This is a genomic window from Thioalkalivibrio sp. ALR17-21 (genome assembly GCF_000420185.1).
In the GTDB taxonomy this organism is placed as follows: domain Bacteria; phylum Pseudomonadota; class Gammaproteobacteria; order Ectothiorhodospirales; family Ectothiorhodospiraceae; genus Thioalkalivibrio; species Thioalkalivibrio halophilus.
Genome location: NZ_ATUL01000027.1, coordinates 1 through 12,569, shown reverse-complemented (window position 1 = coordinate 12,569; position 12,569 = coordinate 1). Strand labels below are relative to the sequence as shown.

Here is a 12,569-nt window from a genome sequence, read left to right as displayed (position 1 = left end):
GATGGCCGGAGAACCGGTTCCGCGTCTGGCGCTGACCGCCGGCGAACCCGCCGGAATCGGACCCGACCTGCTGGCCATGCTGGCGCGCCACGCCGGTCCGGCCCAGCGCGTCGCGATCGGCGATGCGGGCGTCCTCGAACGCCGCGCACGCGATCTGCGCATCGACCTCACCCTGCGCGAGCACGACCCCGACGCCCCGCGCAAACCCACACCCGCCGGGACCCTGGAGCTGCTGGAGGTCCCGGTGGAAGCAACCGTGACCCCCGGGGCCCTGGAACCGGCCAATGCCGGGCACGTGCTCAACCTGCTGGCCACGGCCGCCGACGGCTGCCTCAACGGACACTTTGACGCCATGGTGACCGCCCCTGTCCACAAGGGGGTGATCCATCGGGCCGGCCACGATTTCACCGGCCACACCGAATGGCTGGCCGCACGCGCCGGCTCCGGCCGACCGGTGATGATGCTGGTCGCCGGTGATCTGCGCGTTGCCCTGGTGACCACCCACCTGCCCCTGCGCGAGGTCCCCGACGCGATTCCCCCGCCGGTACTGGAACGGACCCTGCACATCCTGGATCACGACCTGCGCCGCGACTTCGGCCTGGCGCGGCCGCGCATCGCGGTACTCGGGCTCAACCCGCACGCCGGCGAAGGCGGCGTGCTGGGGCGCGAGGAAGAGCTCGTGATCGAACCGGTGCTCGCCCGCCTGCGCGAACGCGGCATGTACCTGACCGGGCCGCTGCCGGCCGACACCGCCTTCACCCCGCGCGCCCTCGCCCGGGCCGACGCGGTGCTCGCCATGTATCACGACCAGGGCCTGCCGGTGCTCAAGCACGCCGGGTTCGGCGAGGCGGTGAACGTCACCCTGGGCCTCCCCTTCGTGCGCACCTCGGTGGATCACGGCACCGCGCTGGATCTGGCCGGCAGCGGACGCGCCGAGGTCGGCAGTCTGGCCGCGGCGGAGAACCTGGCCGCCCGTCTCGCGGGCCACCGCGGGGCACCGCCAGCGAGGACCCCGACATGACCCGACGCACCCGGCGCCCGGCCGCAGCCGACGAGGGACCGGGCCCGATCCGCCGCCGCTTCGGCCAGAATTTCCTCCATGACCCCGGCATCCTCGATCGCATCGTGCGGGCCATCGACCCGCAGCCGGACGATCGCATGCTGGAGATCGGCCCGGGGCGCGGCGCCCTGACGGCCCCGCTGCTGGATCGCCTGCATGCGCTGGACGCAGTGGAGATCGACCGCGATCTGGCCGCGGCGCTGCGCAGCCACTTCCCGCCCGAACGTCTGACCCTGCACACCGGCGATGCCCTGGAACTGGATCTGGCCGCGCTCGGCCCGCCCCCACCCGCCGGCTGGCGCGTGGTCGGCAACCTCCCCTACAACATCTCCACCCCGCTGCTGTTCCACCTGCTGGAGCAGAGCGAGCACATCCGCGACCTGCATTTCCTGCTGCAACGCGAGGTGGTGGAACGCATCACCGCCGGGCCGGGCAGCAAGCGCTACGGCCGCCTGAGCGTGATGGTCGCCGCGCGCGCCCGCGCCACCGAACTGCTGGGGGTCCCGCCGGGGGCATTTCACCCGCCGCCGAAGGTGCATTCGGCCGTGGTGCGCATCGTCCCGGATGCCGAGCCGCGGGTGCCCGCTGCGCGGCTGCCCGCCTTCGCCGCGCTGGTCAACCGCGCGTTCTCCAGTCGGCGCAAGACCCTGCGGCGCGGGCTTGCCGGTCTGCTGGAGGCGGCCGATATCGAGGCCGCCGGCCTGGACCCGGGCCAGCGTCCGGAGACCGTCGACGTCGCCGGTTTCGACGCCCTCGCCCGCCGGATCCCCGAATCCGCCGGGGCGGAGTGACCCGGGCAGGGGCACGGCCCCGCGCCGGGTCCGTCTTTCTCCCTCCACGCCCCGCTCGCGTTACCATGGGAGCATGACTGGCAGGGACCGCATGCAACTGATCGTCGCCGATGTCGGCGGGACCCACACCCGCCTGGCGCAGGCCGAATACGCCCGGGGTACGTGGCAACTGCACGCGACCACCCGCTATGCGAGCCGCGAGTACGCCGGCCTGGGTGCAATCCTCGAGGACTGGCTGGCGCGCCCGGAACAGTCCGGGATGAAGTTCAGCGGCGCGGGCATGGCCGTCGCCGGGCCGGTGCACGCCGGGCGCGCCCGGGTCACCAACCTGCGCTGGCCCGAACTCGCGACCGCCGACCTGGCCGCGGTGGCCGGCGTGCCCGTGGCCCTGCTCAACGATTTCGCCGCGGTGGGCGCCTGTCTCGAGGCCCTGACCCCGGAAGACCGCCTGATCCTGCAGAACGGCGAAGCCGACCCCGCGGGACCGCGGCTGGTCACCGGGGCCGGCACCGGGCTGGGCACCTGCCTGGTCACGCCGCCCGCGGGCGCAGATACCCCGCCGGCGATCCATCCCGGCGAAGGGGGCCACGCGCGTTTTTCCCCGACCGACGCCGAGGAGACCGAACTGGCCGCTTTCGTCACCGCCGAGGCCGGCCTGTGCACTCGCGAACACCTGCTCAGCGGCCGCGGCATCGCGCGCATCGGCCGCTTCGAGCTGCAGCGCCGCGACGACCCCGAACTGGGGCGCGCGCTGGCCGCGGCGGAGCCCGCCGCCGCCATCAGCGCGCTGGCGGACACCGGTAACCCGGCCGCACTGCGGGTAGTGCGCCGCTTCGTGACCCTGTACGCCGGGCAGCTGGCCGACATGGCGCTGACCGTGCTGCCGCGCGGTGGCGTCTTCATCGGCGGCGGCATCGCCCCGCGCTGGGCCGACCATTTTCTCGCCCCGGCCTTCCGCGAGGCCTTCCGTGCACGCCCGCCGATGGAAGACCTGCTGGAGCGCCTGCCGGTGGAACTGATCATTCATCCCGAACCGGGCCTGCTGGGAGCCGCGGTCGCCGCTTCCCGCGCCCGTCCCCACGGAGCATCCGCCCCATGACCATGCAGCAGGAAAATCCCGTCGAGATCGAAGTCTCCAGTGCCTATGTCGAAGACCAGTCCGAGCCCGAAGAAGACCGCTATGTCTTCGCCTACCACGTGGTGATCCACAACGCCGGCGAGCGCAGCGTGCAGCTGCTCAATCGCCACTGGATCATCCGCGACGGACGCGACCAGACCCAGGAGGTCCGCGGCGAGGGCGTGGTCGGCGAACAGCCCCACATCGCCCCGGGCGACTCCTTCGAATACACCAGCGGCACGGTGATCGAAACCCCGGTGGGCATGATGGAAGGCAGCTACGAGATGCGCGACGAGCAGGGCCACACCTTCGAGGCCACCATCCCGCCGTTCACCCTGTCCGTCCCCCGCACGCTGCACTGAGGCCGGCGTGGCACTGTACGCCGTCGGCGACCTGCAGGGCTGCCTGGATCCGCTGGAGCGCCTGCTGGAACGCGTACGCTTCGACCCGGCCCGCGATCACCTGTGGCTGGTCGGGGACCTGGTCAACCGCGGGCCGGACTCGGCCGGCTGCCTGCGGCGGGTCCGCTCGCTGGGCGCGGCCGCGACGACCGTGCTCGGCAACCACGACCTGCATCTGCTGGCCGCCAGCGAGGGCCTGCGCGAACCCGGCCGGCGCGACACCCTGCAGGAGGTGCTGAACGCCCCGGATGCCGCGGAGCTGCTGGAATGGGTGGCCAGCCAGCCGCTGCTGCATGTCGACCCGGAAAGCGACTGGACGCTGGTGCACGCCGGCATCCCGCCGGTATGGGACACCGACACCGCCGCCGCCGAGGCGCGGCAAGTAGAGGCCGAACTGCGCGAACCGCGCCGGCGTCGTGCCCTGCTGGAGGTGATGTACGGCGACACGCCGGCGCTGTGGGATCCGGCCCTTCAGGGCTACGAGCGCCTGCGCTTCGCGATCAACGGCTTCACCCGCATGCGCATGGTGGAGGCCGACTCCCGGGCCGGCCTGGAATTCGCCAGCAACGGCCCGCCCGAGGAGGCACCGGCAAACCTGGTGCCCTGGTTCGACCACCCCGGGCGCCGCACCCGCGGGCAGCCCGTGGTGTTCGGCCACTGGGCCGCGCTGGGTCACCGCCGCGGCCCCGACTGGCTGGCGCTGGACAGCGGCTGCGTATGGGGGAACGCGATGAGCCTGGCACGCCTGGACGGTGCCACGCCGCAGACCGCTGCGGTGGAACACACCCCCTGCCCGGGGGCCTGAGAAGCACCCGGACGGGCCTCGTCAGCCCCGCCCGGGGCGGGAACCGTCGATCGGCTCGGCGGGCACGCCCAGCACCTCGACGATCTGCAAACGCGCCGCCTCGGCGAGCTCGCGGCGCGGGCGTTCGCGCCCCTCCAGCGGCTCCAGCACATGCACGCTCACCCGCGTGCGCGGACGGCACAACAGCCGCCAAACGTTGGATACCAGCCGCTCTTCTCCAGCATAGGCGACCGGAACGGTACCGTCGCTGCCGGTCTCGTAGTCCAGAGCCACCGGCTGAACCGGATGCACGGTGCCGGTTACCGCCGCGAACAGCCGCGGATGGAAACGCCGCAGGCCGTTTCCGAAGGTCGTGGTACCTTCCGGAAACACCACGAAATGCCGCCCCGCGTCCAGCCCCTCGCGCATCGCCTCCACGTGCGCCGATGCCTCGTGGCCGCCGCGACGGATGAAGCGCGTACCGTGGCGTCGCGCCAGCCAGCCAATGATCGGCCAGCGGGCGATCTCGGCCTTGGACAGGAAACAGGGGTCCACCGCCGCGCCCACCAACGGGATATCCAGCCAGGACACGTGATTGGCGACCACCAGCGACGCCTCGCGGGGCGCTTCTCCCGCGACCTCGCAGTACACGCCGGCCAGCTCCAGCGCCCTGCGGTACCAGGCGCGCCGCACCTGCGAATGCGCCTCGGGTCCGGCGCGCTGTCGCTGGAGTCGCCAGGTAACCCAGACCCCGACCAGCAGATGGCCCAGAATCCGGATCAGCCGGAACACCCCTCTTGCCGTACCTGTCATGCCCGTCCCTTGTGTTGCGGGACCACCGCGGGATTGCGCGTGCCCCGATCGCGCCGCCCATGGTAAACGAGACCCGCTTCCGCCTGTGGCCGGAAAACGCGCGCAGGCCGGCGGACCGGCCCCGTGGAATACCACCGGGGCCCGGTCGCGCGAAAATGCGGGGAGTTCGGTCGGCCTACGGCAGCTGACCGGTGTAGGCGCCGGATTCGACCGGCAGGTCCTCGCCTTCCCAGGATTTCATCCCGCCGGCGACGTTGACCACGTTGGTGAAGCCCATCTCCTGCAGGCGCAGGACCGACAGGGCGGCGCGACCACCGGTGGCGCAGATAATGGCCACGGGCTTCTCGCGCGCGGAGTACAGCGCCTCGATACGATGCGGGGTATTGGGGTCGGCCGCGCCTTCCAGCAGGCCGCGCGGGATCAGCAGCGAATCCGGCACGTGGGCGCGTTCGTACTCATAGGGTTCGCGCACGTCGACCAGGGTCCAGTCCTCGCCCTTCTGGATCGCCGCGTGCAGCTCTTCCGGGGAGATCTCGCGGATGTTTTCGCGCGCCGCGGCGACGAAGTCCTTCATCAGCTTTTCGCTCATGGGGCATTCCTTTCGTTCGGTGAAGTTTCGATGGTTGAACGGATAACCCTTGCAGTCTGAGGGCTTCGCCGCCGATTTCAAGCCTGGGGATACAGATTGCCCGGGGGGCGTCATTCGCCCGCCGCCAGCCGTGCGGCCAGCGTCGCGGGGTCGTCCACCGGCGGTTCGCAGTGCAGCCCGCGGCACAGCCAGGCGCGCGGTCCGCCCTCGCGCGGCGCCTTGCCGGCCAGGGCGTCGGGCAGATCGCGGGCATCGTCGGGCACGGGGAAGACCCGCGCCGCGCCATCGGCGGCAGCGATCGTCCGGCGCGCATCGGCCAGCACCTCGCCCTGCCCGCGCAGGACCACCAGCGGCGGGGCGTGATAATGCATGTCGAGCGCCACCAGCAGGCTCATGTGGCCCATCGGCGCCTGCTCGATCATCGGCCCGGCGTTGGCCAGCGTACCCTCGGCCGCCTCCAGATAGCGCGGTTCGGCCAGCAGGTGCCCCAGCCGGATCAGGCACTGCGCGGCGATCCCGTTGCCGGCGGCCATGGCATCGTCGGAATACACCTTGGGCCGCTGGATCAGCGTCTCGTGATCGCGCGCGGTGTAGAAGAAGCCGCCGCCGGCGTCATCGTGGAAGTCCTCCATCAGGGCCCCGGCCAGGGTCACGGCCCAGTCCAGAAGCTCGCTGTCCCACTCGGTCTCCAGCAGCGCAAGGGTGGCCTCCAGCAGCGCGGCATAGTCGTCGAGGCAGGCGCGCGGCATGGCCGAACTCGCCCCCTCGCGATAGCTGGCGTACAGGCGCCCGTCGTGCCAGTGCAGGCGCCGCACCGCCGCCATTGCGTCCTGTGCCAGCACCAGCCAGTCGGGACGATCCAGCGCGCGGGCCGCGCGCGCCAGGCCGGTAATCATCAGCGCGTTCCAGCCCGCCAGCAGCTTGTCGTCGCGATGCGGGCGCACGCGCTGTTCGCGCGCCTCCAGCAGCCGCTCGCGCGCCCGGTCCAGACGGGCCGCCGCTTCCTCCGGGGCGATCTCCAGGGCATCCGCGACGATGTCCGGCGGCACCACTTCGTGCAGGTGCCAGCGGCCCTCGAAGTTGGGCGGCCCCTGCAGGCCCCACACGCGCGCCGCGACCGCCCATTCTTCGGCCGTCAGCAGCGACTCCACGGTCTCCGGATCCCAGACGTAGAAGCGCCCTTCCTCGCCTTCGGAATCGGCGTCCAGGCTGGAACAGAACGCCCCGCTGGCATCCCGCATCTCGCGCTCGAGCCAGGCCACCGTCTGCTCCGCGACCCGCCGCGAGCGGGCATCGCCACGCGCGCCGCGCTCGGCGTACAGACCCAGCAGCGGCCCGTTGTCGTACAGCATCTTCTCGAAATGCGGGATCATCCAGCGGGTGTCCACCGAGTAGCGACAGAACCCGCCGCCGACCTGATCGAACAGCCCGCCGGCGGCCATCGCGTCCAGGGTGGCGTCCAGCATGCGGCGGGACTCGCCGTCGCCATGGCGGGCCGCATGCCAGGCCAGCCAGTCGAGCGAGGCCGGATGGGGGAACTTGGGCGCATCGCCGAAACCGCCATGCTCCGCATCGAAGCTCTGCGCCAGTTCCGCGCGGGCCTTGTCCACTACGCTCAGCGCCGGGATGCTGCCGCCCTCCGGGTTGTAGATCCGCGTGAGCGCCTGCTGCAGCGAATCGTTCTGGCGCCGGATCTCCTCCGGATGTTCGGCGAGGAAATCGGCCACACGGTTGAGCAGATCGACGAACGACGGCAGGCCGTGCCGCGGGGTGTTCGGGAAGTAGGTCCCGGCGAAGAACGGCACCTGATCCGGCGTCAGGAACACGGTCAGCGGCCAGCCGCCCGGGCGCTGCGCCAGCAGCATGTGCGCGTTCTGGTAGATGCGGTCCAGATCGGGCCGCTCTTCGCGGTCCACCTTGATGTTCACATAGCGCCGGTTCATCACCTCCGCGGTCGCCGGATCCTCGAAGGATTCATGCGCCATCACGTGACACCAGTGGCAGGCGGAGTACCCGATCGAAAGCAGGATCGGCCGGCCCTCGGCCCGCGCCCGCTCCAGGGCCTCCTCGCCCCACGGGTACCAGTCCACGGGATTGTCCGCGTGCTGTTGCAGATACGGGCTGCTGGCGCCGGCGAGACGGTTCATGGCGACCTCCCTGGAAACGTGGGTGGCGAAAGCCGGGACGAAGACGGTCCCGATGGGTGCGAATGACTTGCAGGACCGGTAGGATGTGCGGCCGTTCCGGCCATCGCAAGCGCCCATGCCCACTCACCCGTTTATCGATCCGGTCGCCTTCTCCCTCGGCCCGGTCAGCATCCACTGGTACGGGCTGATGTACGTCGTCGGCTTCCTGTCCTTCTGGGGGCTGGGCGTCTGGCGGGCGCGTTCGCGCGACTGGGACCCGCTGTCGCCGCAACAGGTCGGCGACCTGCTGTTCTGGGGCGCGATCGGCGTGATCATCGGCGGCCGCCTGGGCTACGCCCTGTTCTACAATTTCGATGGCGTGCTGGCGGACCCGCTAAGCCTGATCCGCCTGTGGGAGGGCGGCATGTCCTTCCACGGTGGTCTGATCGGCGTCCTGGCGGCCGCGTGGCTGTACAGCCGCCGGCTCCAGGTTCCGTTCTTCCGCCTGACCGACTTCGTCGCCCCCCTGATCCCGATCGGGCTGGGCGCCGGGCGTGCGGGCAACTGGATCAACGGCGAGCTGTGGGGCAAGCCCACCGACCTGCCGTGGGCAATGGTCTTCCCGGCGGCCGACTACGTGCCCCGGCATCCCTCGCAGCTCTACCAGGCCTTTCTCGAAGGCGTGGTGCTGTTCGTAGTGCTGTGGCTGGTGTCGCGCCAGCCGCGGCGCACCGGCCTGGTCTCGGGCCTGTTCCTGACGCTGTACGGGGCGTTCCGCTTCATGGTGGAATTCGTGCGCGAACCGGATGCGCACATCGGCTATCTCGCCTTCGGCTGGGTGACCATGGGCCAGGTCCTGTCGCTGCCGGTGATCCTGTTCGGCCTCGGCCTGATCGTCTGGTCGCGCCGCAACCCCCTGCCCGAACCCCGCCCGGACACCTCCGGGAAGCCCTGAGGACGCACCATGCGGCAATATCTGGACCTCGTCCGCCACATCCGCGACCACGGCAGCGACCGCCCGGACCGCACCGGCACCGGCACGCGCTCGGTGTTCGGCTACCAGATGCGCTTCGATCTGGCCCAGGGTTTCCCCCTGGTCACCACCAAGAAGACCCATCTGCGCTCGGTCATCCACGAGCTGCTGTGGTTCCTCGCGGGGGACACCAACGTCGACTATCTGCGCAACAACAAGGTGACCATCTGGGATGAATGGGCCACCGAGAGCGGTGAACTGGGCCCGATCTACGGCGCCCAGTGGCGTTCCTGGCCACTGCCCGACGGAGGCACCCACGATCAGCTGACGGAACTGCTGGACAACCTCCGCATCCGCCCGCACTCGCGCCGCCACGTGATCTCCGCGTGGAACGTCGCCGACCTGCCGGACGAGACCCGCGCCCCGCAGGAGAACGCGGCCGACGGCCTTATGGCCCTCGCCCCCTGCCATGCCCTGTTCCAGTTCTACGTGGCCGACGGCCGGCTGTCCTGCCAGCTCTACCAGCGCAGCGCCGACGTGTTCCTGGGCGTGCCCTTCAACATCGCCAGCTATGCCCTGCTGACCCACATGATCGCGCAGGTGGTCGACCTGGAGCCCGGCGAATTCGTCCATACCCTGGGCGATGCGCACCTCTACGCCAACCACGCCGAGCAGGTCGACACCCTGCTGGAGCGCGAACCGCTGCCGCTGCCGACCCTGCACCTCAACCCGGAGGTGCGCGACCTGTTCGCGTTCCGCTTCGACGACATCGAGGTCCGCGACTACCAGTCCCACCCCGCCATCCGCGCCCCCATCGCCATCTGAGCCATGACTACCCCGGAGATTCGCATCGTCGTGGCGCTGGACCCGGAACACGTGATCGGGCGCGACAACGACCTGCCGTGGCGGCTGCCGGACGACCTGCGGCATTTCAAGCGGGTGACCGCCGGCCATCCGGTGATCATGGGCCGGCGCACGTTCGAATCCATCGGCCGGGCGCTGCCGAAGCGCCGCAACCTCGTGCTGACCCGGCAGACCGACTGGCAGCAACCCGAGGGCGTCGAGGTCTTTCCCGATCTGGACACAGCGCTGGCGAATATCGATTCGGGTCCGGCATTCGTGATCGGCGGTGCCGGGCTGTTCGCCGAGGCCCTGCCGCGCACCCGGGTCCTGCACCTGACCCGGGTGCACGAACGCCATCCCGGCGATACGTATTTCCCCGCCATCGATCCCGCGGAATGGACGCTGACCGAGTCGGAATACCACCCGGCCGACGAGCACCACGCCTGCGCGTTCACCTTCGAGCGTCTGGAACGGCGCTGAGCCGGATCAGCGCGTGCCGAAGCGCGGCAGCAGCCGCGCGGGCAGCAGCTGCACCAGGATGAACCCCAGCAGGGCCGCGACCACGATGCTCGGCCCGGTGGGGGTATCCCACTGGAACGAGCCCGCGATCCCCGCGCCCACCGCGAGCATGCCCAGCACCCCGGCGAGGATCGCCATCTGCTCCGGGGTGCGGGCGAAACGTCGTGAAGTGGCCGCCGGGATGATCATCAGCGCCGTGATCAGCAGCACCCCGACCACCTGCATCGCAGCGGCGATCACCAGCGCGATCAGCAGCATCATGCCCAGGCGCACCGGCAGGGCCCGCACGCCCTCCACCCGCGCCAGTTCCTCGTGCACGGTCAGCGCCAGCAGAGGCCGCCACAGCGCGATCAGCAGCACCAGCGCGATCAGCCCGCCGATGGCGATCGCCAGCAGGTCTTCACGCCCCACCGCGAGGATGTCGCCGAACAGATAGGCCATCAGGTCCACCCGCAGCCCCTCGACGAAGGCTACGGCCACGATCCCCAGCGACAGCGCGCTGTGTGCGAGGATCCCCAGAAGGGTGTCCGATCCCAGCTCCTGATAGCGCTGCAGGATCACCAGGAGCACCGCGATGGCGATGCAGACCAGCGTCACCATCAGGTTGAGGTTGAGCCCCAGCAGAAAGCCCAGGGCCACCCCCAGCAGCGCCGAATGCGACACCGTGTCGCCGAAATAGGCCATGCGCCGCCACACCACGAAGGCGCCCAGCGGCCCCGCGACCACCGCCACCATCAGGCCCGCCAGCACGGCGCGCACCAGGAAGTCGTCCAGCCAGCCGGCGATGTCCATCAGTGACGGCACCCCGGACCGTGTTGCGGATCGTTGCAGGAGGTGTCCGTGCCCTCTCCATCCAGCGGGCGCACCTCGCCGTGCAGGCCGTGCACGTGATTGTGATCGTGGGTGTAGACCGCCAGACCCCGCAGATCCACGCTGGGGAACAGGCGCCGGTATTCCGGATGGCGCGAGACTTCTTCGGGGTTTCCGGTGCAGCAGACATGCTGGTTCAGGCAGATCACCGTCTCGGCACCGGCCATCACGAAATGCAGGTCGTGCGAGACGATCAGCACCCCGCAGCCGGACTCGCGGCGGATGTCGTCCAGCATCGCGAACACATCGCCCTGCCCCACCACGTCGACCCCCTGGGCCGGTTCGTCCAGCACCAGCAGATCGGGCTCGCCCAGCAATGCCCGCGCCAGCAGCACCCGCTGGGTCTCGCCGCCGGACAGCGACTGGATCGGCGAATCGATGAGGTGGCCGACCCCCACCCGCTCCAGCTTGGCCAGCAGTTCACGCCGCGGCAGCCGCTGGCGCATGCGCAGAAAACGATATACCGACAGCGGCAGCACCGGTTCGATCTGCAGCCGCTGAGGCATGTAACCGACCCGCAGATCCGGGGCGCGTTCCACGTGGCCGCCGTCCGGCTGCCACAGTCCCATCAGCACACGCAGCAGGCTGGTCTTGCCCGCGCCGTTGGGGCCGATGATCATCGCCGCCTCGCCCGCGTGCACCGCCATCGACACCCGGTCGAGGATCGTCCGTCCGCCCCGCTCCACCGTCACCTCGCGGGCCGCCACCAGCGGCCCGGAACCCCGCTCCGGGCGCGGCCGCGGATGGCGGCCCGCACGGTGACCGCGTAACCAGTTGTGGACGCTCGCGAACATGATGGTATTGTATAACATCCAGATCCCAGACGGAGCCCCGGTCATGATGCGCAAACGTTTCCCCCTGCTCACCGGCACCCTGGTCGCCAGCGCCACGCTGGCCATACCCGCACAGGCGGACGACCCGCGGGTGGTCTCCAGCATCCTCCCGATCCACGGCCTGGTCGCGGGCCTGGTGGATGACGTCATGGAGGCCGATGTCCTGCTGCCGCCGGATGCCTCACCGCACGGCTACTCCATGCGCCCGTCCGAAGCCCGGCGTTTGCAGAACGCCGACGTGGTGGTCTGGGTCGGGCCCGACCTGGAGACCTTCCTCGAATCACCCCTGCGCAATCGGGGAGAAGGTACCACGGTCGTGACCCTGATGGAGGACATGGACCTCGATCTGCTGCCCACGCGCTCGGGCGGGGTCTGGGAACCGCACGACCACGGTCACGATCATGATGCGGCGCATGAAGAGGCCCGCGAAGAAGGACATGGCGGAGAGCATGACCACGGCCATGACCATGAGCACGGCCATGATCACGACCACGGGCATGACCACGACCACGGGCATGACCACGACCGCGGACATGACCACGACCACGGACATGACCACGACCACGGACATGACCACGACCACGGACATGACCACGACCACGGACATGACCAGGAGCACGCACATGGCCACCAGGACGCCCACATCTGGCTGTCGCCCGACAACGCCCGGGCGATCGTGACGCAGCTTGCGGACCGACTCGGGGAGAATTTCCCCGACAAGGCCGGCGCCCTGGAAGACAACCGTGACCGCATGCTGGAACGCATCGACGAGTTCGATGCCGAACTGAAAGAGCGCCTGGAACCGGTGCGCGGCGAGGCCTTCGTGGTGTTCCACGATGCGTACCAGTAT

14 protein-coding genes are annotated in these 12,569 nt (G+C 70.2%); 9 read left to right on the top strand and 5 right to left on the bottom strand.

Annotated elements, in window-relative coordinates:
• The first annotated feature begins 1 nt into the window (after position 1).
• The 5 genes from pdxA (at position 2) to G020_RS0112335 (ending at position 4,174) form a co-directional block, all read left to right on the top strand.
• Entirely contained in the window at positions 2-1,021 is a 1,020-nt protein-coding gene (gene pdxA, locus G020_RS0112355; protein WP_024329797.1) for a 4-hydroxythreonine-4-phosphate dehydrogenase PdxA, read from the top strand.
• Positions 1,018-1,851 carry a 16S rRNA (adenine(1518)-N(6)/adenine(1519)-N(6))-dimethyltransferase RsmA gene (rsmA, locus tag G020_RS0112350; RefSeq protein ID WP_024329796.1) on the top strand — a complete coding sequence of 278 codons (834 nt, stop codon included), beginning with the start codon at positions 1,018-1,020 and terminating at the stop codon, positions 1,849-1,851. The genes pdxA and rsmA overlap by 4 nt, the downstream gene beginning before the upstream one ends.
• A gap of 91 nt (positions 1,852-1,942) precedes the next feature.
• Positions 1,943-2,950 (top strand): ROK family protein, encoded by a 1,008-nt coding sequence (locus G020_RS0112345; protein ID WP_024329795.1) that lies wholly within the window; start codon positions 1,943-1,945, stop codon positions 2,948-2,950.
• A complete protein-coding gene (gene apaG, locus G020_RS0112340; protein ID WP_018946257.1) occupies positions 2,947-3,330 on the top strand; it encodes a Co2+/Mg2+ efflux protein ApaG in 384 nt (127 codons plus the stop codon). The genes G020_RS0112345 and apaG overlap by 4 nt, the downstream gene beginning before the upstream one ends.
• 7 nt (positions 3,331-3,337) lie before the next feature.
• Positions 3,338-4,174 (top strand): symmetrical bis(5'-nucleosyl)-tetraphosphatase, encoded by an 837-nt coding sequence (locus G020_RS0112335; protein ID WP_024329794.1) that lies wholly within the window; start codon positions 3,338-3,340, stop codon positions 4,172-4,174.
• A 21-nt stretch (positions 4,175-4,195) separates the two neighbouring features.
• Here G020_RS0112335 and G020_RS0112330 read toward each other — a convergent pair whose 3' ends face one another.
• The 3 genes from G020_RS0112330 to G020_RS0112320 form a co-directional block, all read right to left on the bottom strand.
• A complete protein-coding gene (locus G020_RS0112330; RefSeq protein WP_024329793.1) occupies positions 4,196-4,933 on the bottom strand; it encodes a 1-acyl-sn-glycerol-3-phosphate acyltransferase in 738 nt (245 codons plus the stop codon).
• 208 nt (positions 4,934-5,141) lie between these two features.
• On the bottom strand, positions 5,142-5,555 hold the full coding sequence (locus G020_RS0112325; protein WP_024329792.1) for a rhodanese-like domain-containing protein: 414 nt from the start codon (positions 5,553-5,555) through the stop codon (positions 5,142-5,144).
• Positions 5,556-5,665: 110 nt separating this feature from the next.
• Positions 5,666-7,702: a thioredoxin domain-containing protein gene (locus G020_RS0112320; protein ID WP_024329791.1), complete on the bottom strand. Its 2,037-nt coding sequence runs from the start codon at positions 7,700-7,702 to the stop codon at positions 5,666-5,668.
• 115 nt (positions 7,703-7,817) lie between these two features.
• On the opposite strand from G020_RS0112320, the gene lgt reads away from it, so the two are divergent.
• The 3 genes from lgt to G020_RS0112305 are packed head-to-tail and all read left to right on the top strand — an operon-like array spanning position 7,818 to position 9,977.
• Positions 7,818-8,636 carry a prolipoprotein diacylglyceryl transferase gene (lgt, locus tag G020_RS0112315; protein ID WP_024329790.1) on the top strand — a complete coding sequence of 273 codons (819 nt, stop codon included), beginning with the start codon at positions 7,818-7,820 and terminating at the stop codon, positions 8,634-8,636.
• 9 nt (positions 8,637-8,645) lie between these two features.
• Complete coding sequence (locus G020_RS0112310; protein ID WP_024329789.1) at positions 8,646-9,479, top strand: thymidylate synthase; 834 nt, start codon at positions 8,646-8,648, stop codon at positions 9,477-9,479.
• A 3-nt stretch (positions 9,480-9,482) separates the two neighbouring features.
• On the top strand, positions 9,483-9,977 hold the full coding sequence (locus tag G020_RS0112305; RefSeq protein WP_018946264.1) for a dihydrofolate reductase: 495 nt from the start codon (positions 9,483-9,485) through the stop codon (positions 9,975-9,977).
• A gap of 6 nt (positions 9,978-9,983) precedes the next feature.
• On the opposite strand, the gene znuB is transcribed toward G020_RS0112305, so the two are convergent.
• Complete coding sequence (gene znuB, locus G020_RS0112300) at positions 9,984-10,808, bottom strand: zinc ABC transporter permease subunit ZnuB (RefSeq protein WP_018946265.1); 825 nt, start codon at positions 10,806-10,808, stop codon at positions 9,984-9,986.
• Complete coding sequence (locus G020_RS0112295) at positions 10,808-11,698, bottom strand: ATP-binding cassette domain-containing protein (RefSeq protein WP_019590105.1); 891 nt, start codon at positions 11,696-11,698, stop codon at positions 10,808-10,810. Before G020_RS0112295 ends, znuB begins: the two co-directional genes overlap by 1 nt.
• 25 nt (positions 11,699-11,723) lie before the next feature.
• Here G020_RS0112295 and G020_RS0112290 point away from each other — a divergent pair.
• A partial coding sequence (locus G020_RS0112290) for a zinc ABC transporter substrate-binding protein (RefSeq protein ID WP_024329788.1) occupies positions 11,724-12,569 on the top strand: 846 nt, incomplete at its 3' end.